Raw genomic sequence first — 19,536 nt, 5'->3', positions numbered from 1 at the left:
GACTGCACTCACCAGGGAAGAACGAAAGAAGACGAACAACAAAAACACAAAGACATCACCGGGAGGACGACATGGTTCGCAACATGTGTCTGGCGTTGATTTGCGTGGTGGTGACGAGCGTTTCGACGGCAAGTGCCGCGTGGGCACAGAAATCCGGCGGTGTGCTGAAGATCCAGCACATGGATACCCCACCCAGTGCCTCGATCCATGAAGAAGCGACGGTCTCTGTCGCTGTCCCGTTCATGGCCCTCTACAACAACCTGGTGATCTTCGATCAGCACGTGGCGAAGAACAGCCTCGACTCGATCGTGCCCGACCTCGCAACGAGCTGGTCGCTGAAAGAGGATGGACGCAAGCTGGTCTTCAAGCTGCGAGAGGGCGTGAAGTGGCATGACGGAAAGCCCTTCTCCGCCCAGGACGTGGCCTGCACCTTCGACCTGCTGCTGAGCCCCGACAAGCTCAGGCGCAATCCGCGTTCGGCGTGGTACAGCAATGTCGAGAAGGTGACGGCCGATGCGCCGTTCGAGGCGACCTTCCACCTCAAACAACCGCAACCCTCGTTGCTGGCGCTGCTCGCCTCGGGATACTCGCCGATCTATCCCTGCCACGTGCCGGCCGCTGACATGCGCCGCAAGCCGATCGGCACTGGCCCTTTCAAGCTGGCCGAGTTCAAGATGAACGAAAGCATCAGGCTGGTGAAGAACCCGGACTACTGGAAGAAGGGTCGGCCCTATCTCGACGGCATCGAGTACACGATCATCCCCGATCGCTCGACACGCATGCTCTCGTTCGTCGCCGCGAAGTTCGACATGACCTTCCCCACGGACGTCTCGGTGCCTCTGCTCAAGAACATCAAGAGCGATGCCCCTCAGGCGCAATGCACCATGCGCGAGACAGGCGTCAGCACCAACCTGATCGTCAATCGCGAGGTGACGCCGTTCGACAACCCCAAGATCCGCCGCGCCATGGCGCTGACGCTCGACCGGCAAAGCTTCATCACCATCCTGAGCGAAGGCGAAGGAAAGATGGGCGGCGCCCTGCTGCCGCCTCCCGACGGCGTCTGGGGTCTGCCGCCCGACAAGCTCAAGACCATCATCGGCTACGGTGACGTCGAGAAAAGCCGCGCCGAAGCGCGCGCGCTCATGAAGGAAGCGGGCTACGGGCCGGACAACCGGCTGAAACTCAAAGTCAGCACGCGCAACATCGCGACCTTCAAGGATCCGGCAGTGATCCTGATCGACCAGCTCAAACACATCTGGATCGACGGCGAACTCGAGATCATCGACACTGCGGTCTATTACAATCGCGTCTTCAAGAAAGACTATGTCGTGGCGCTGAACCTCACCGGCTCGGCAGTCGACGATCCCGACGTCACACTATTCGAGGGCTACGCCTGCGGATCGTTGCGCAACTACAACAACTACTGCGACGCCGAGATGACCAAGCTCTTCGAAGAGCAATCGCGCGAAACCGATCGCAAGAAGCGCCACGAGCTGGTGTGGGAAATCGATCGGCGTCTACAGGAAGATATCGCCCGACCGATCATCAGTCATGGCCGCGCCGCCGGCTGCTGGCATCCCCACGTCAAGGGCGTGACCATTCACATCAACAGCATCTACAACGGCTGGCGCTTCGAGGATGCCTGGTTGGATAGATAAGGCTGGATAGATAGGTGATCATTTCCCCGCCAGCATCTCGCGCAGGCGGGTGGCGGCAGCGCGGCTGATGGACAGCGGTTCGGCCAGCCCCTCCAAAGTGAGGCGGCCGGCCGCCCGCGACGGCGCTTCGATCCCACGCAGCCGGTCGCGGTTGATCATCACCGACCGGCCGAGCCGCACGAAAGGCGGCGCCGGCAAGAATGCCTCGAACTGCCCCAGCGAACGCAGGATCAACAATGCTGGCTCGGCCGTCACAAAGACGCGTGTGAAGTCGCCTTCAGCGCATAACGCCACGATGTCGGCGGGTGCGGTGAGCACGGTGCGCTTGGGTGTCCTCAGTTCGATGACTCCCGGACCCGGCGGTAGAGCCGCCAGGGCGAGTTGGCGCGCGGCACGCGCCAGCGCCACCGCAAGACGCGCCGGATCGACTGGCTTCAGGAGATAGTCGGCTGCATCGACGGCAAAGGCGTCCACGGCATACTGCGCGAAGGCGGTGACGAAGATCACGACCGGCGGTCTCGGCAGGCCTTCGAGCAGATCGAAGCCGTCGCCAGCACCGCCATCCAGCTCGATATCGAGAAAGATCAGATCCGGCCGCAGCGTCTCCACTGCCTGCCGCGCGTCCGCGAGGCCATCTGCCTCCCCCGCGATTTCGACTTCGGGATGTCCGGCAAGCAGGCGGCGCAGGGCACTGCGCGCCAGCGGCTCATCGTCGACGATCAGGACCCGCACGGCTCGCCTTCCAGGATCAGGGTGGCAATGACTTTCTTCCGGTCCGGCGTCTCGGCCACTTCGCGCAAGTCGAAGCTGTGACGGTCGGGATAATGAAGGGCCAGCCGTCGCCGCACATTCTGGAGCCCGATACCGGAACGGCGTCGATGCGTGCCGGCGCCGGGCGACACCAGCGAGCCGTTGTTCTCGACGGTCACGTGCAGCGCATCGCCCGCAACGCGAATGCCGACGAGGAGATCGAGTCCGTGCTCGCGCCGGCCGTGCTTGACGGCGTTCTCGACCAGTGGCTGCAGCAGGAAGCTCGCGATACGACGCGGAGCCGCCGCCGGCTCCAGGGCAATCTGCGTGCGCAGGCGATCGCCGAAACGCGCTTTCTGAACGCCGAGATAAGCGGTGAGCCCACCGACCTCCGCCTCGACTGTCACCACCGTATGGTCGATGCCGTCGAGTGAATGCCGCAGGTAGGCCGTGAGGTCGCGGAGCATGGCGAGGGCCGCCTTGGGGTGCTCGGGAATTTCCTCGGCCACGCCGTTCAGGGCATTGAAGAGAAAGTGCGGATCGAGTTGCAGGCGCAGTTCCTCCAGTTCGGCGCGCAATGCTTCGGCCTCGGCAACGACGGCACGGCGATGTTCGCTCTGCTCCGCGACCTCGGCCTGAATCCAGAAATAGGCCAGGCTCCAGCCCGCCAGCGCGAAGAAATAGTGAACCTGCGGGAGCAGGAACTCTTCGAGACCGCGGTGGTCGGGCGACACCATCCACGGCACGAGCTGATGAACGAGGACGATGGCCGTCGCGATGGCCGACGACCCCAGCAGCGACAACAGGAAGATCAGCACAACCGCTTTTGCCGTCACACGGCTGGTCGGCAGGTGCGCATCGTAGAAGGACCGCATCGCCGTCGACATCATCACCAGGCAGACCGTGACAAGGGCCGTGCGTGCGCAGGCGACCTGGAGGCTCTGGTAGAGCAGACGCTGGCCGATCAGATCGGCAATGGCGAAAAGGCTCCAGCCGGCCAGCTGGATCCTCCAGAAGACAGGCAGGCCGTTCAACCGGTCGAACAACAAAGCGGACAAGGGGCTGATTCCGGGGACTTCGGCGGGTTGGGCGGCTGACTCTTTCGCAGAAGCAGAGGAATTTGCAAGCACCGGGCAGAAGCCCCGGCTCGGGCGGCGGATACCGCATTCGTCGACTTTCTGGCCATGCTCACCGACTAACCGGCATCCCGTTGATGTGTCGTCACAATGTCGGTGCCAATTCTTGACGCACGCAAGACGCAACCAACTGAGTGGGAGAGCACCATGGCCACCGTTAATTATGACGTGAAGGACAATTGGGGCTCGGGTTTCGTCGGCAACATGACCGTTGCAGCCGGTGCCACCGGCCTGCGCGGTTGGACCGTCGAGTTCGACGCGGCTTTCGACATCTCCAATCTTTGGGGCGCGGAGATCGTGAGTCGTGTCGGGAACCACTATGTAGTGCGTAATGCTGCCTGGAACGCCGATGTGCCGGCCGGTGGGACCGTCGCATTCGGCTTCCAGGCCACGCCGGGCAGTAGTGGCGGGACGACGGCCACCGGCCTCAGCTTGAACGGCGGGGGCACGGCACCCGTCTTGCCGACGTTCTCGGTCAGCGATGCCACGGTCATTGAAGGTCAAGCCGGCACGGCACAGCTCTCCTTTACGGTGAGCCTGTCGCAGGCGACCGCCGGACCGGTGACGGTCGACTACGCCACCGCCAACGGCACCGCGACGGCGGGCCAGGACTACACTGCGAAGACCGGCACGATCACCTTCGCCGCCGGCGAGACGACCAAGACCATTCAGATCGTGGTCACCGGCGACACGGCCGTCGAAGCCAACGAAACCCTGACGCTCGCGCTTTCCAATGCGGCGGGCGCGACCATCGCCGACGGCTCTGCCACCGGCACGATCGTCAACGACGATGTCACGACGCCGACACCGGGCAGCGTGTCGCTCGACTACGCCGTCACCAGCAACTGGGGTTCGGGCTTCACCGGCGCCATGACCATCGAGGCCGGGTCCACCGCGCTCAATGGCTGGACCGCCGAGTTCAACGCCTCCTTCACCATCACCAACATCTGGAACGCCGAGATCGTGAGCCATGTTGGCGATCACTATGTGATTCGCAACGTCGCCTGGAATGGAAAGGTCGGCGCAGGTGACGACGTGTCGTTCGGCTTCCAGGCGACGCCGGGCAGCACCGGCACCACGGCCTCCGGCTTCACCATCAACGGCGTCGTGACAGGCGGGCCGACTCCAGTCCTTCCCTCGCTCTCGGTGAGCGACGCGACGGTCGTCGAAGGCAATAGCGGCGTTCGCGACCTCGCCTTCATCGTCTCCCTCTCGGCAGCGGCGACCGGACCGGTCACGGTGGCCTATGCCACGGCCAACGGTACGGCCACGGCGGGCAGCGACTATGCCGCCCTCTCCGGCATCCTCACGTTTGCCGCCGGTGAGACCTCGAAGGTGGTCCATGTGCAGGTGTCGGGAGACAGTGCCATCGAGGCCAACGAACAACTGACGCTCGCTCTGTCTTCGCCGAGCGGCGCCACCATTGCCGACGGCTCGGCAGTCGGCACCATCACCAATGACGACGTCGCGCCGGTTCTTCCAACGCTCTCGGTGGGCGATGCCAGTGTCGCCGAAGGCAATGGCGGCCTGCAGGACCTCGCTTTCACCGTGACCCTCTCCGCGCCCGCGACCGGCAACGTCACAGTGGCCTATGCGACGGGCAACGGCACGGCGACGGCTGGCAGTGACTATGCCGCCCTTACCGGCACGCTCACCTTCGCCGCCGGCGAGACCTCGAAGGTGGTCCATGTGCAGGTCTCGGGTGACATCACCGTCGAAGCCAACGGAACGCTGACGCTCACCCTGTCCTCACCGACAGGCGCCACCATCGCCGACGGTTCGGCAATCGGCACCATCATCAACGACGATGTCGTCGCCCCGACGCTGCCGACGCTCAGTGTCGCGGATACTTCGGTGATCGAAGGTGATCCAGGCCACAGTGGCGGCGGGGCGGGTTGGCTCAGCACCTCGGGCAACCAGATCATCGATTCGGCCGGTCACTCGGTGCAGATCGCAGGCGTCAACTGGTTCGGCTTCGAGACCGCCCTGGGGGTGCCGCACGGCCTCTATACACGCGGCTACCAGGACATGATGAACCAGATGGTGGACCTCGGCTTCAACACCATCCGCCTGCCCTACTCCAGCGACATGCTGCATTCGACGGCAACGTCCTTCAACATCAACTACAGCAAGAGCCCGGACCTGCAGGGCCTCACCGCGCTGCAGATCATGGACAAGATCGTCGACTACGCCGGCCAGATCGGCCTCAAGATCATTCTCGATCATCATCGCAGCACACCCGGCGACGGCCCGTCGTCCAACGGCCTCTGGTATGATGCCCAGCACAGCGAGGCGAGTTGGATCGCCGACTGGAAGATGCTGGCAACGCGCTATGGCGACGATCCGACCGTGATCGGCGCCGACCTTCACAACGAACCCTACAATGGCGTCTGGGGCGGCGGTGGCGCCAACGACTGGGCTGCGGCCGCCGAGCGTGCCGGCAACGCCATCGGCGACGTCAATCCCAACTGGCTGATCTTCGTCGAGGGTGTCGGCAGCTATCAGGGTCAGCCTTACTGGTGGGGCGGCAACCTGATGGGCGTCCGCGACCGGCCGGTCGAACTCGACGTCGCTAACAAGCTGGTCTACTCGCCGCACGACTATCCCAACTCGGTCTATGCGCAGCCCTGGTTCCAGGGGCCGGATTTCCCAGCCAACCTGCCGGCCAAGTTCGACCAGATGTGGGGCTACATCTTCAAGGAAGGCATTGCCCCCATCTACATCGGCGAGTTCGGCACCGGCCTCACCGATCCCAAGGACGCTCCCTGGTTCGAGGCCATCACCTCCTATCTCAGTGGCGACCTCGACAATAACGGGACGTCGGACCTAGCCGCCGGCCAGAAAGGCGCGAGCTGGACTTTCTGGTCATGGAATCCCAACTCCGGCGACACCGGGGGCATCCTGAACAACGACTGGAGCACTCCGAACCAAGCGAAGCTTGCCTATCTGACGCCGATCCAGTTCGAGTTCCACGACGACGAGGCAGGCGGCGGCGAGGGTGGGCCCGCAACGACCAACCATGCGTCCTTCCTGGTGAGTCTGTCGGAACCCACGACGCATGCCGTGACGGTGGACTATCACACCGAGATCGGTGATGCGGGCGCCGCCGACTTCACCGGATCGAGCGGCTCCATCACCTTCGCCGTCGGCGAGCAGAGCAAGACGATCTCGATCCCGATCACGCCCGATACGCTCGACGAGGCCAACGAGCACTTCAGCCTCGTGCTGACCAACGCGCAGGGCGCCACGATCGCGCGGGCCACCGCGACCGCCACCATTGTCGATGACGACACGACGGCGACGCCCCCGCCTCCGCCGCCCCCTCCGCCACCGTCTGGCGATGGCGATCTCGAGGCGCTGTTCGCCGTCGTCAATTCGTGGAGCGGCGGATTTCAAGGCGGTGTCACTCTCGACAATGACGGCGCCGGCGCAACGTCCGGCTGGCAGGTCAGAATCGACATGACGAACGAGATCACGGACATCTGGAATGCCGAGATCGTCTCGCACGACGCCAACGGCTACGTGGTCAAGAACACCGCCTGGAATGGCACGATCGCCCATGACGGCGAGACGAGCTTCGGCTTCGTTACCGCAGGCCCGATGAATCCTCTCGCCGTGCACGTCGATCTCTACGCCTAAAGCGCGTCTCGCCCTGCAATCCCCTGCGCTTCCAGCCTTTCCTCCCTGCGCCTAAAATCGGCGCCGGGAGGAATGTCGATGAAGTTCAGCTTCTCCAGCGAGCAGGAAGAGTTCAGGTCCAATCTCCGCCGTTTCCTGGCGGAACGGTCGCCGACCAAGGAAGTGCGGCGGTTGATGGAGACCGACGCCGGTTGGGAACGTGATGCCTGGCGCAAGCTCAATGCGGAACTAGGGCTCACGGCCGTCCGCATCCCGGAAGCCTATAGCGGCCAGGGATTCGGCTTCGGCGAACTGGGTATCGTGCTGGAAGAAGCAGGCCGCGCCTTGCTCTGCGCACCGCTCTTCTCCACCGCCGTGCTGGCGACGGGCGCCATTCTGAATGCCGGTACGGAAGCCCAGAAGCAGGCGCTGCTGCCGGGTATCGCCGCTGGCGACACGATCGCCACTCTGGCCTGGGTCGAGGATCCCGCGCACTGGGACGCCGCCGCCACGGCAATGACGGCAAAAAAATCAGGAAAGCGATACAGACTCGAAGGCTTCAAGAGCTACGTGATCGACGGCCACACTGCCGACCTCATTGTCGTGCTGGCTCGCCGGCCTGGCAGCAAGGGTGAGAATGGCCTGTCGCTGTTCACCGTCGCCGGAAATGCCGAAGGCCTCTCGCGCCACGCGCTCAAGACCATGGATACGACACGCAAGCTGGCGCGCCTCGAATTCAAGGACGTGGAAGCGACCTTGCTTGGCACCGCTGGCGCCGCTGCGGTTCCCTTTGCTCGCACCATGACCGAAGCCGCGATCTGCCTGGCCAACGAAATGGCCGGCGTCGCGGACCGGCTGCGCGAGGATGCGCTGGCCTACGCCAAGATGCGCATGCAATTCGGCCGACCCATCGCCTCCTTCCAGTCGATGAAGCATAAGCAGGCCGACATGCTGATCGACGTCGAACTCGCAAAGTCGGCTGCCTACTACGCCGCGGCGGCGCTAGACGACGGCGACGACGACGTAGCTGCGGTCGCCTCGCTCGCCAAGGCGGCTGCCAGCGAGGCCTGCCTGCAGACGGCGATCCACGCCATCCAGATCCATGGCGGCATCGGCTTCACCTGGGACAACGACACCCATCTCTGGTTCAAGCGCGCCAAGAGCTCGGAGGTGCTGCTGGGCGATGCTCATCATCACCGCGAGCTCATGATGCAGCGCTGGGCGGCTTGAGGGAGGACGGGACATGAGCGAACTGAACGAAGAAAACGTCCGCGCCGAAGTCCGTGCCTGGCTCGAGGCGAACTGGAATCCCGAACTCGGCCTCGTGGAGTGGCGCAACAAGCTGGCTGATTCCGGCTGGGGTGTGCCGACCTGGCCCAAGCAATGGTACGGCCGCGACCTGCCGCAGGCATTGCAGCCGGTCGTCGATGAGGAATTTGCCCGCATCGGCGCGATCGGCGTCGCCAAGGCCGGTATCCGCACGCTCGCCGCCGCGACGATCCTGGCGCACGGCACCGATCTCCATAAGGAGAAGTTCCTACGCCGCATCCTCACCGGCGAGGACACCTGGTGCCAGCTCTTCAGCGAGCCGGGCTCTGGGTCGGACGTGGCCGGCGCGGTGACGCGCGCCGAGATGCGCGGCAACAAGTGGGTGGTGAACGGCCAGAAGGTCTGGACCACCAGCGCTCATCACGCCCATTGGGGCCTGCTGCTGGCACGCACCGACTGGGACCTGACCAAGCACAAGGGCCTCTCCTACTTCATCATCGACATGCACCAGCCCGGCGTGAAGGTGCAGCCGTTAAAGCAGATGAACGGCCATGCCTCGTTCAATCAGGTGTTCATGACCGACGCCGAAGTGCAGCCGGAGTTCCTGGTCGCCAATGTCGGCGATGGCTGGGCAGTGACCACCACGACGTTGATGCACGAGCGCCGCGGCGCCGACGGCCTGCGCACCTGGGCGATGGGCTCCGATCGCAAGGGGCGCATCTACGAGGAAGAGCGGGCCGAGATCGCCACCACGATGGAGCCCTACAAGTGGTATCCGCAGCGCGCCGGCCGCGTCGACCTGATCCTGCAGCGCGCCAAGGAAACCGGGCATCTTACCGATCCCGTGGTGCGGCAGGAGATCGCCAAGCTCCTGACCATGTCCAAGGCGGCGGAATGGACGGCCCGCCGCGCCCGTGCAGCGCAGGAACAGGGCCGGCCGCAGGGACCGGAAGGGTCACTGGGCAAGCTGGTGTCGAGCCATGTCGCCCGCGCCGCGGCTCGGGTGCACACCCAGCTCTCGGGTGCTGATGCGCTCCTCACTGGGGCTGACAGCCCTATGGGCGGCACGATCGCGGAGATCCTCGTTTCCGTACCAGCGACCTCGATCGCCGGCGGCACCGACGAGATTCAGCGCAACATCATCTCCGAACGCGTGCTCAAGATGCCCAAGGAACCGAGCATCGACACCACGAAGCCGTTCCGCGACGTGCCACGCAATACCGTGGGCTGACGGCAGGGAACGCGCAAATAAAGCCAGGTGGCCGCTGGACCGGCGGGGCGAGCGTCTTCTAGGCTCGCCTCGCTTCGTTCACCAGAGACCATCCAGATGGCCGACGTTCAGACTGCGCCCACCCGATCGATCAACTCGGCGACCAACTGGCCCCTCGCCCGTATCGGTATCGACGGAAGTTGCTACACCCATAGCGATCCCGGCTTGTCCGTAGACATGCAGGGCTGGCATTCGGATCACCCTGTCTTCGAGGAAGTCTTCAAGCGGCACCGCCCGAAACTCGTCGCCGAGATCGGCACCTGGAAGGGCGCCTCGGTGCTGCACATGCATCGGATTGCTCAATCGCTCAATCTCGACACGCATTTCATCTGCATCGACACGTGGTTGGGCTCGAACGACACCCTGTGGATCGAGGACGAGCTGCGCCAGCACCTGCGCCTCGACCGTGGCTATCCGAACATGTTCCGGCAGTTCGTCCACAATGTCCGGACTGCGGGCGCGCAGGATCACATCTCGCCCTTTCCCATCACCTCGACCGCAGCCGCCCGGGTCTTCCGCAAGCTCGGGATCACGATCGACGCCCTTTACGTCGATGCCGGACACGAGGAGGAAGAGGTCTATTTCGACCTGGCCCTGTTCTACGACTCCGTCGCCGAGGGCGGCGCGATCTTCGGCGACGACTACAGCGAGGGTTGGCCGGGAGTCATCCGCGCCGTCAATCGATTCTGCCGCGAGAAGAACCTCGATCTGAAGGCCGAGACCGGCAAGTTCTACTTCGTGAAGCGCACCATGCCTCGGACCACAGCACAGGAAGCCCTGTATCGGGCAGCCGTCGCCGGGCGCAGCGGGTGGCGCCGGGCAAATAAAGTACTGTTCGGACGCTGAGCGCCAGAAGTTCAGGCCGGTGTCCAGGATCTCTCTCGGCCTCTCATCCTGTATGGCACTGTGGGCAATGTGCGATGGCGGCACCGCATTCGCGGAGGATTCGGCGACGCGGTGGAACGGCCCGTTCGGTGGCACCTTCTCGGCAAGCTTCACTGTGGTGTCCGAATACTCCTTTGCCGGCATCTCGCAGACCAATCGCCAGCCGGCGATCCAGCCCGGCCTGCATTACCGCACACCGTCCATCAGTGAGGACATCAACCTCTGGGCCTATGTGGCGGCCTGGGGCAGCAACGTCGACTTTCCCGGCACCGGGCCCGGCATCGAAGTCGACCTCCTGAGCGGCATCAAATTCCTCGCCTTCGAGCGGCGAATGACCGTCGACATTGGTTATGTGCGTTACTTTTATCCTGGCGTACCCGGCAGCTTCGCCTACGACTACGGCGATTTCGTCGTTTCCGTCGGCTACGACTTCGACCTCTTCCAGCTCAACGGCCGCGCGCGCTACAGCCCGAACTCGTTCGGCGCTTCGGGTAATGCCTGGAACAAGCGCGCGCTGCTCACGGTGCCGCTGCCTTTCCTGAGGGTGAACGAGAACATCTCATTCAAGGTCTATGGCACGCTCGGCAATCAGTATGTCGATCTGCCCCAGAACTACGGTATTCCCAACAATGACTATTGGTACTGGCAGACAGGACTCGTGATTACCGCTTACGGCTTCGACATGACGTTTGCCTATACTGATACGACCATCGACTATGCGGGCTGCGGCTACACGACAAACTGCCAGAGCCGCCTTATCGTCGGCATCAGCAGGTATTTCTAGGCACATGAGCACCAGCAAGATCACGATCTTCCGCGCCCGTCGCATTCTCACCATGAATCCCGCCCGACCCGAAGCGACGCATGTCGCAGTGCGTGAGGGCCGCATCCTGGGCGTCGGATCCCTGGAGGAACTCAAGGGCTGGGGCGCCCACGACCTCGACGACAGCTTCGCCGACAAGGTGCTGATGCCCGGCTTCGTCGAAGGCCATAGCCACGCCGCCGAAGGCACGTTCTGGCGCTACACCTATCTCGGCCGCTTCGACCGTATGGATCCTGGCGGCAAGGTCTGGCCGGGCGCCACGTCGATCGACGAAGTTGTGGCGCGGCTGCAGGAAGAGGAACGCAAGCTCGCGTCAGCTGACGAGCCGCTGTCCGGCTGGGGGCTGGATCCGATCTACTACGGTGACCGTCGTGTCGTTCGCGCGGATTTCGACCGCATTTCGACCAAGCGCCCCATCGGCGTGATGCATGCGAGCGGCCACATCTTCAATGTGAACAGCCGTGCCCTCGAGCTGGCGGGCTTGCTGCGCCCCGGCGTCAACCATCCCGGCGTGACGCTCGGCGACGACGGCCTGCCGACCGGCGAGCTCAAGGGCCCGGAAGCGATGACGCTGGTCGGGAAGCATATCGGCTTCGACCGCGAAGCACTGGCCAACGACGAGCCCGGCCTGCGCCGCTTCGCCAGACTCTGCGTCCGACAGGGCGTGACCACTGCCACCGACCTTGCGAACCTTCTGCCGGACGACGCGGTCTCGATGATGCAACGCGTGACGGGCGAGGCTCAGTTCCCCGTACGCATCGTGTCGTTCCGGCGTTTCCAGGCTCTGCCCCCCGAGCAGGCCGTCGAGATCGCACTGGGGCTCAAGAAGCAGGCGACCGACCGATTGCGGCTGGGCGCCATCAAGCTATTCGTCGACGGTTCGATCCAGGGCTTCTCGGCGCGGCTGCGCTGGCCGGGCTACTACAACGGCGCGCCGAACGGCCTCTGGTACACGCCACCAGAGACGATTGCGCAGCTCTACAGGCTGGCGCTGCAGAAGGACGTGCTGGTGCACAGCCACACCAACGGCGACCAGGCGACCGAGATGGCGCTGGACTGCCTGGATGGCGCGCTGCGCGACCAGCCGGCGCCCGACCATCGATTCACCCTCCAGCACTGCCAGCTCGCCGATGCCGCGCAGTTCCGCCGCATGAGCCGGCTCGGCATGTGCGCAAACCTCTTTCCCAACCATCATTTCTATTGGGGAGACCAGCACTACGAGACGACTGTGGGCCCTGAGCGTGCCACGCGCATGAATGCCTGCGCCACGGCGCTGGCCAGCGGTGTGCCGCTTGCCATTCATTCCGACGCGCCGGTGACGCCGCTGGGTCCCCTGTTCACCGCGTGGTGCGCCGTCAACCGACTCACCGCCAGCGGTCGCGTTCTCGGCACCAGCGAGCGCATCTCCGTGGCCGATGCGCTGCACACCATCACCCTCGGCGCCGCCTGGACGCTGAAGCTCGACGGGGAACTCGGTTCGATCGAGGTTGGCAAGCGTGCCGACTTTGCGGTTCTGGAAGACGATCCGCTGGAGATCGCGCCTGAGAAGCTGAAGGACGTCCGCATCTGGGGCACGGTCCAAGCGGGCCGCCTGTTCCCTGCCGCTGGAGCATGAAGGGAAACGTTCTGCCGGTGACGGTGGTCGGCGGCTATCTCGGCACCGGCAAGACCACGTTGGTGAACAATCTTCTGCGCGCCGCCGCCGGCCGGCGGATCGCTGTCCTGGTCAACGACTTCGGCACCACGCCGATCGACCGCGACCTGATCGTGGCGACCGATGGCGGTACGCTGGAGATTTCCGGTGGCTGCGTGTGCTGCAGCTACGGCTCCGATCTGATGGAACGGTTGATGACGTTGCCGGCGCAGCGACCGGATGTGGAGCGCGTTGTCCTGGAGGCGAGCGGTGTCGCCCTGCCCGGCATGGTGGCGAATGCCGTGACCCTGCTCGAACCCTATCGAATCGATGCGGTCGTGGTGATGGCTGACGCCGAGACGGTACAGGCACAGGCGGACAACGCCTATCTCGGCGACACGATCCTGCGCCAGCTCACGGCAGCCGACCTGATCGTCCTCAATCGCTGCGACCTCGTGGACGATGCCGCACGCGAGCGAACGATCGCCTGGCTCGCCCAGCAGGCGCCCGATGCGCGCGTCCTGCCGACCACCTATGCAAGCGTCGCTCCGGAACTGCTGATCGGCCTGCGCGACGGGCTGACGCCGCGCCACCACACCACGCTGCAAGCGCCGGGAGCTCCCGACGCGGCTTCGCTCTACGACGCGCTGGAACTCGACATGTCGCCGGACATCGACCTGCAGCAGTTGGGACGGCTGCTCGCCGCACCTAGCACCGGCGTGCTGCGGGCGAAGGGCATGACACGCAATGCAGGCCGCGGCATCGCGGCACTGCACGTTGTCGGAAGACGCTTCTCCATCGATCCTGCCCCACCCGGCACGGCGCCGACGAAACTGGTCGTGATCGGATTACGCGGCCGCCTCGATCGCAACGCAATCAGCGACGCACTTCAAAAGACATCGTCGAAACAGGAGACCCCATGCTGACTCTCTATTTTGCTCCCGGTTCCAGCTCGATGGCGCCGCATATCGCCCTGCATGAGATCGGCATTCCCTTCGAAACGCACGCCTTGTCGCTGGCCGAGAAGCAGACTCACACGCCTGACTTCCTCAAGGTCAATCCGGCCGGCAGAGTGCCGGTGCTGGTGATCGACGGACGGCCGCTGATCGAAGTTGCGGGCATCCTCTTCTATCTGGCACGTCGCCATCCTGAGGCTGGGCTGCTGCCAACAGGCGACGTCGAGGCCGAGGCGCAGGCGGTCTCGTGGATGTCCTACCTCGCGTCGGCTGTCCATCCGGCGCGAGGACAAGGCCTCGACCGCTGCCGTGCGACCTGGACCACCGTCGAGCAGCGCCTGGGCGGCCGCGACTGGGTCGTGGGCAGCCGCTATTCCGTCGCCGACATTCACCTGTTCCGGCTCTACTGGCGCGTCCGCAGTTTTCTCGACTTGCCAGCCGGCACTCTGCCAGCGGTCGAAGCCCACTATGCCCGCATGATGGCGCGGCCGGCGGTGATCAAGACCATCGAGATCGAGAGCAAGGTCGCCGGGCACAGCCTGCCCGGCTGACCATCCGCCGCCTGATCACCTGCCGTTCAGCGCGCGCCAGACCTTTTCCGGCGTCACCGGCATGTCGATATGGGTGATGCCCGCCTCCGAGAGCGCATCGACGACCGCGTTCATCACCGATGGCAGGGCGCCGGCACAGCCCGCCTCGCCGCAGCCTTTCACGCCCAGCGAGTTGGTCTTGCAGGGCACGGGGTGGCTGGAGATGGAGAAGGACGGTGCATCCGAGGCCCGCGGCAAGGCGTAATCCATGTAGGTGCCGGCGACGGGCTGGCCCTGCTCGTCATAGACCGTGCGCTCGAAGATCGCCTGGCCGATGCCCTGCACGACACCACCATGCGCCTGACCTTCGACCAGCATCGGATTGATGAGCGTGCCGAAGTCGTTGACCATGAAGTAACGCACGACATCGATCTGGCCAGTATCGGGATCAACCTCGACCTCGGCAACATGGCAGCCGTTCGGGAACGCCGAAGGCGGCGTATCAGAGATGTGACGCACGTCGAGGGTTTGAGGCACGTCCTCGGGCAGGGTCATCTCATCGCGCAGCTTCGACGCGAGATCGAGCAGGCCGATGCTGCGGTCGGTACCGGCAATCCGGAAGCGGCCGCGGTCGAACTCGATATCGACGGTCGCTGCTTCCAGCACATGGGCGGCGATCGCCTTGCCCTGCTCGATCACCTTGGCACCGGCTTCGAGAAAAGCCTCGCTGCCGACGATCGCCGAACGCGACCCACCCGTGCCGCCACCTGCCAGGAGCTGATCACTATCGCCTTGCAACAGGCGGAAGCGATCGAAGGGGATGCCGAGCTTTTCGGTCAGCACCTGGGCGAAGGGCGAGGCATGGCCCTGACCGTAATCGAGCGTACCGCTCAGCATGGTGACGGTACCGTCTTCCTCGAAGCGGATGCCGCCATATTCCTTGCCGGCGGGCGCCGTCACTTCCAGGTAGCTGCCGATCCCGCGGCCACGCAGCTTGCCACGCGCCTTGCTCTCGGCCTTGCGTGCCTCGAAGCCATCCCAGTCGGAGGCTTGCAGCGCCTTGTCGAGAACGGCGGTGAACTCGCCCGAATCATAGGCCATGCCGGACGGCGCCTTGTAGGGCATCGCCTCGGGCGCGATGTGATTGCGCCGGCGCAGTTCGACCCGATCGATCCCCATCTCGCGCGCCGCCGTGTCGATCAGGCGCTCCATGTAGTAGTTGCCCTCGGGGCGACCGGCGCCGCGATAGGCCGCAATCGGCGTCGTGTTGGTGAAGGCGACCTTGGAATTCACTTCCATCGCCGGCGTCTTGTAGACGTCGATGACGTTCTTCACGGCGTTGGTCGTGGCCGGCATCGGCGGATAGATATAGGCGCCGGCATTGCCGGTACCGGAGAGCCGGACGGCGAGGAAGTGGCCCTCCTTGTCCAGGGCCAGTTCGGCGATGCGCTGGTGATCGCGGCCATGATGGTCGGAGAGGAAGCTCTCCGAACGCTCGTCGGTCCACTTCACCGGCCGGCCGAGCTTCCTGGCCGCCAGCAACAGCGGCGCATACTCTGGATAGGGCGGCGCCTTCATGCCGAACGAACCACCGACATTGCCGGTCAGCACATGAATCCGGTCGGGCTTCACATTCAGCACACCGGCAAGACCGCCGCGCAGGCCGAACACGCCCTGGCAGCCGACATTCAGCACCCAGCGCTCATTGACGGCATCCCAGGAACCGATCGCCGAACGCGGTTCCATCGCATTGACGACGACGCGATTGGATTCGATCTCCAGCCGGGTCACATGAGCTGCTTCGGCAAAGGCCCTCGCCACCGCTTCGGCATTGCCGTAGTGGAAGTCGAGCACCAGGTTGCCCGGTGCATCGTCGTGAATTTGCGGCGCGCCTTCAGCCAAGGCCGCGGCAGGCGTGGTGACCGCCGGCAGTTCGTCGATATCGAGCTCGACCGCTTCGGCGGCATCCTTGGCCTGCAGCGCCGTCTCGGCCACGACACAGGCTACGGCCTCGCCGACGAAGCGCACCTTGCCTTTGGCAAGCGACGGCCGCACCGGTGTCTTCATCGGTGAGCCGTCGCGCTGCGGGATGTTCATCGGGCACTTCAGCGGGTTGAAGCCCGCTGCGTCGAGATCGTCGCTGGTCAGGATCGCCAGCACGCCCGGCATGGCGAGCGCTGCCGTTGTGTCGATCCCCTTCAGGTGACCGTGTGCAATGCGGCTGCGTACCATGACCGCATAGGCCTGGCCGGCCAGGTTGATGTCGTCGGTGTAGCGCCCCTCGCCCCGCAGAAGGATCGGGTCCTCGGTGCGCGCCACCGACTGACCGACCCCGAACTTCATGAACGCAAGGCCGGTGTCGTCGAAAGAATCCATCAACCTGTCCTCAACGCTTGTACTTCGACGCCTACTTCAGCGGCGAATAGTTCGTCGGCAGCAGCAGAGTCGAGTGCATCGCCGCAAGCTTCGCCGGCCCCTTGGCGAGATAGGCCTGCCACGCGGGGTCCTTCATCGCTGCCGCACGCGCCTCGAAACGCTCCTGCAGGTTCTTGTAGCGCCAGAGATGGATCCACTCGTTGGGCTCGGGAACCTCGCCGGTCCAGGCACCCCAGATCGGCGAATACTTCTCACGCGCCTCCTGGACCTCCTTGAAGTCTTTGCCATAGGCCTGAGCGCCACCCATCTGCGTGCGGTAGATGCGCAGTTCGTAGACGTTGCCGGTCGTGCCGTCGCTGGGCTTGATGTCGACGACGGCATTCATGATGCGCAGGTCCTGCCGCTCGATCAGCGGCCGGATCACCGGCACATAGCCCTCGGTCCACGGCTTGTGCTTGGCGAGTTCGCCGCGCAGGCGCGTGCGCTCGTCGAGGCTTTCGTACTTCCACAGATGCCAGATCTGGTTCAGGGCGCCGAACTCGGCTGTCCAGTAGCCGTGATTCTCGCCGAAGTTCTGGCCACGGGCCGGCCGGCCGATCGTCTCGGCGGCCTTGAGATACTCCGGCATCTTGCCGGGCTTCAGCGTGTAGCAGCGAAATTCGTAGACCATTCGTTCCTCTCAGGGATGCGGATTCTTGGGCGGATGAGCCTTCACCGCCTCCTCGTTGATGTCGGCGCCCCAGCCAGGCCGGGTCGGTACGATCAGCTCACCATTCTGGATGACCGGCGGATGAGTGACCAGATCGTCCTTCCAGGGCACGTCGTCGATATCTATTTCCATGATACGGAAGTTCGGCATCGCGGCGCAGAGGTGCGCGCTCATCAGGGTCGACATGTGGCCGTAGAAATTGTGCGGCGCGCAGTTGATCTCGTAGGCCTCGGCCATGGCGGCGATCTTCAGCGACTCTGCAAGGCCGTTCCACGGCACGTCGATGATGGAGACGTCGATGGAGCGGTTCTCGAAATAGGGACGGAACTGGCGCCGGCCGAACAGGGATTCGCAGGAGGCGATCGGCATCGACGCGCGGTCGCGGATCAAACGCAGCCCCTCCGGGTCGTAGGAATCGATCTCCAGCCAGAAGAGATTGAAGTGCTCGCAGGCGCGCGCGACCTTGATGTAGCCCTCGGTCTTGAAGTTGAAATTGGTGTCGAGAAGGATGCCCATGTCGTGGCCCGCGCCCTGGCGGAAGGCCGCGAGTCCGTCGCAGATGGCGGCGATCACGGCGCCATCGGCATTCAACTCCGGTCCACCCGGGCTCCTGCCGAAACCGGGCTGGTACATGTTTGCCGGCGTGAGATCGAAGCGGAAAATGTTGGTCTTGAGCGCCTTGAAGCCGCGCTCCTTCACATGCTTGCCGAGCTTCACCAGATCGTCGAGTGAGCGCACGGGCTCGACGCCCATGACTTCGGCATTGCGGAAGCGATAGCTGCCGCAGTGCGACCAGTAGAGCGGCAGGCGGTCGCGCACCGGCCCGCCGAAGAGTGCGTAGACCGGGATGCCCAGCGCCTTGGCCTTGACGTCGAGCAGCGCGTTTTCGATGGCAGCCATCGCCTGCTGGTTCATGCCGCCCGGCGCCTGACGCGTGATGGCATAGATCGTCGTCATGATGCGTTCGATGGGGCGCGGATCCTGACCGATCAGGCCCTCGGCCATGCGGCGGATCACCGCCGTCAGGCCGGCGCTGCCGTAGCCTTCATTGTATTCGGACCAGCCGACCAGCCCGTCATCCGTGGTGATCTTGAGAAAGGAGAAGTCGCGCCAGCCGGCGTCGCAGTGCAAATCCTCGATCTTGGCAATTTTCATGGTGTTTCCTCCCGCGGGCCCGACAGCATAGACTAGAGGTTGACCACCGCGGGATGAAACAATGCCCCTCTACGGCAAGGGAATGCTGATTACGCTGACGCAGGTGTCAGCGCGCGACGAGCGGGATTTCAACGAGTGGTACAACCGCGAGCATATCGACGAGCGCGTGAACCTGCCGGGCTTCCATCGCGCCCGCCGGTATGTCGCCGTGCGCGCAACGCCGAAGTATCTCGCGACCTACGAATGCGACAGCGTCGCCGATCTCGCGACGCCGGACTATCTGAAGCTGCTGGCCAACCAGACGCCGTGGAGCCAGGCCGTCATGGCCCGCTTTACCCACTTCCAGCGCCTGACCCTGCGCATCCTCGTCGACCAGACGCACGGCGTTGGTGGCGCCATCGCGTGCGTGCGTTTCGTGCCCGATCCGCGACGGCGCAAGGCGCTGGTCGAGTGGCTGACCACCACCGCCTTGCCCAAGGTCATACAGCGGCCCGGCATGCTGGGCGCCAGCGCCGGCGAGAACGATCTCGAAGTCGCGCATGCACCGCTGCACGACAAAAGTATGGACCATCCCAGGGCCGAGGAGGCCGAATGGGCGGTGCTGCTGGAGGGCGCGGATGTTCCGGCCGTCAGCGCAGCCGCACGCCTGATGTTCACGACGACCAAACTGCGGCCCTTTGGTGTCGAGACCGCGCCGACCGTCGGCACCTATCGGCTGCTGTTCGGCAACCAGCGATGACATTTCTTTGACCCCTCGTTGATCGCGAG

The 19,536-nt window shown here is 64.4% G+C and carries 15 protein-coding genes; 10 read left to right on the top strand and 5 right to left on the bottom strand.

The window, feature by feature from the left end; translation table 11 throughout:
• Positions 1-71: 71 nt before the first annotated feature.
• Complete coding sequence (locus EPO50_RS14460) at positions 72-1,658, top strand: ABC transporter substrate-binding protein (RefSeq protein WP_296345150.1); 1,587 nt, start codon at positions 72-74, stop codon at positions 1,656-1,658.
• An 18-nt stretch (positions 1,659-1,676) separates the two neighbouring features.
• On the opposite strand, the gene EPO50_RS14455 is transcribed toward EPO50_RS14460, so the two are convergent.
• Both EPO50_RS14455 and EPO50_RS14450 read right to left on the bottom strand, forming a co-directional pair.
• The gene (locus tag EPO50_RS14455) at positions 1,677-2,390 is read right to left on the bottom strand and encodes a LytTR family DNA-binding domain-containing protein (protein ID WP_296345148.1); all 714 of its coding nucleotides are present in this window, start codon (positions 2,388-2,390) and stop codon (positions 1,677-1,679) included.
• On the bottom strand, positions 2,378-3,466 hold the full coding sequence (locus tag EPO50_RS14450; RefSeq protein WP_296345146.1) for a sensor histidine kinase: 1,089 nt from the start codon (positions 3,464-3,466) through the stop codon (positions 2,378-2,380). Before EPO50_RS14450 ends, EPO50_RS14455 begins: the two co-directional genes overlap by 13 nt.
• A 225-nt stretch (positions 3,467-3,691) precedes the next feature.
• On the opposite strand from EPO50_RS14450, the gene EPO50_RS14445 reads away from it, so the two are divergent.
• The 8 genes from EPO50_RS14445 to EPO50_RS14410 all read left to right on the top strand — a co-directional run bounded on the left by EPO50_RS14445 (position 3,692) and on the right by EPO50_RS14410 (position 14,549).
• On the top strand, positions 3,692-7,183 hold the full coding sequence (locus tag EPO50_RS14445) for a Calx-beta domain-containing protein (protein WP_296345145.1): 3,492 nt from the start codon (positions 3,692-3,694) through the stop codon (positions 7,181-7,183).
• 78 nt (positions 7,184-7,261) lie between these two features.
• A complete protein-coding gene (locus EPO50_RS14440) occupies positions 7,262-8,392 on the top strand; it encodes an acyl-CoA dehydrogenase family protein (protein WP_296345143.1) in 1,131 nt (376 codons plus the stop codon).
• Between the two features lie 13 nt (positions 8,393-8,405).
• A complete protein-coding gene (locus EPO50_RS14435; protein WP_296345142.1) occupies positions 8,406-9,662 on the top strand; it encodes an acyl-CoA dehydrogenase family protein in 1,257 nt (418 codons plus the stop codon).
• Between the two features lie 96 nt (positions 9,663-9,758).
• Positions 9,759-10,547, top strand: coding sequence for a class I SAM-dependent methyltransferase (locus EPO50_RS14430; protein WP_296345140.1), 789 nt, complete (start codon positions 9,759-9,761; stop codon positions 10,545-10,547).
• 52 nt (positions 10,548-10,599) lie between these two features.
• Positions 10,600-11,370, top strand: a complete 771-nt coding sequence (locus EPO50_RS14425) for a TorF family putative porin (RefSeq protein ID WP_296345138.1) — start codon at positions 10,600-10,602, stop codon at positions 11,368-11,370.
• Positions 11,371-11,374: 4 nt separating this feature from the next.
• Complete coding sequence (locus EPO50_RS14420) at positions 11,375-13,024, top strand: amidohydrolase (RefSeq protein ID WP_296345135.1); 1,650 nt, start codon at positions 11,375-11,377, stop codon at positions 13,022-13,024.
• Entirely contained in the window at positions 13,021-13,968 is a 948-nt protein-coding gene (locus EPO50_RS14415; RefSeq protein ID WP_296345133.1) for a GTP-binding protein, read from the top strand. The genes EPO50_RS14420 and EPO50_RS14415 overlap by 4 nt, the downstream gene beginning before the upstream one ends.
• Positions 13,962-14,549, top strand: coding sequence for a glutathione S-transferase family protein (locus EPO50_RS14410; RefSeq protein WP_296345131.1), 588 nt, complete (start codon positions 13,962-13,964; stop codon positions 14,547-14,549). Before EPO50_RS14415 ends, EPO50_RS14410 begins: the two co-directional genes overlap by 7 nt.
• A gap of 15 nt (positions 14,550-14,564) precedes the next feature.
• On the opposite strand, the gene EPO50_RS14405 is transcribed toward EPO50_RS14410, so the two are convergent.
• The 3 genes from EPO50_RS14405 to EPO50_RS14395 are packed head-to-tail and all read right to left on the bottom strand — an operon-like array spanning position 14,565 to position 18,768.
• Positions 14,565-16,904 carry a xanthine dehydrogenase family protein molybdopterin-binding subunit gene (locus EPO50_RS14405; RefSeq protein WP_296345129.1) on the bottom strand — a complete coding sequence of 780 codons (2,340 nt, stop codon included), beginning with the start codon at positions 16,902-16,904 and terminating at the stop codon, positions 14,565-14,567.
• A 31-nt stretch (positions 16,905-16,935) separates the two neighbouring features.
• Positions 16,936-17,574: an NIPSNAP family protein gene (locus EPO50_RS14400; protein WP_296345128.1), complete on the bottom strand. Its 639-nt coding sequence runs from the start codon at positions 17,572-17,574 to the stop codon at positions 16,936-16,938.
• Between the two features lie 9 nt (positions 17,575-17,583).
• Positions 17,584-18,768 (bottom strand): mandelate racemase/muconate lactonizing enzyme family protein, encoded by a 1,185-nt coding sequence (locus EPO50_RS14395; protein WP_296345126.1) that lies wholly within the window; start codon positions 18,766-18,768, stop codon positions 17,584-17,586.
• A gap of 61 nt (positions 18,769-18,829) precedes the next feature.
• Between EPO50_RS14395 and EPO50_RS14390 the strand changes: the two genes are divergently transcribed.
• Positions 18,830-19,507, top strand: a complete 678-nt coding sequence (locus tag EPO50_RS14390; protein ID WP_296345123.1) for a DUF4286 family protein — start codon at positions 18,830-18,832, stop codon at positions 19,505-19,507.
• Positions 19,508-19,536: the final 29 nt, after the last annotated feature.

It is taken from the genome of Reyranella sp. (assembly GCF_004297405.1).
Classification (GTDB): Bacteria; Pseudomonadota; Alphaproteobacteria; order Reyranellales; family Reyranellaceae; genus Reyranella.
This window is presented reverse-complemented; position numbering and strand designations above follow the sequence as displayed.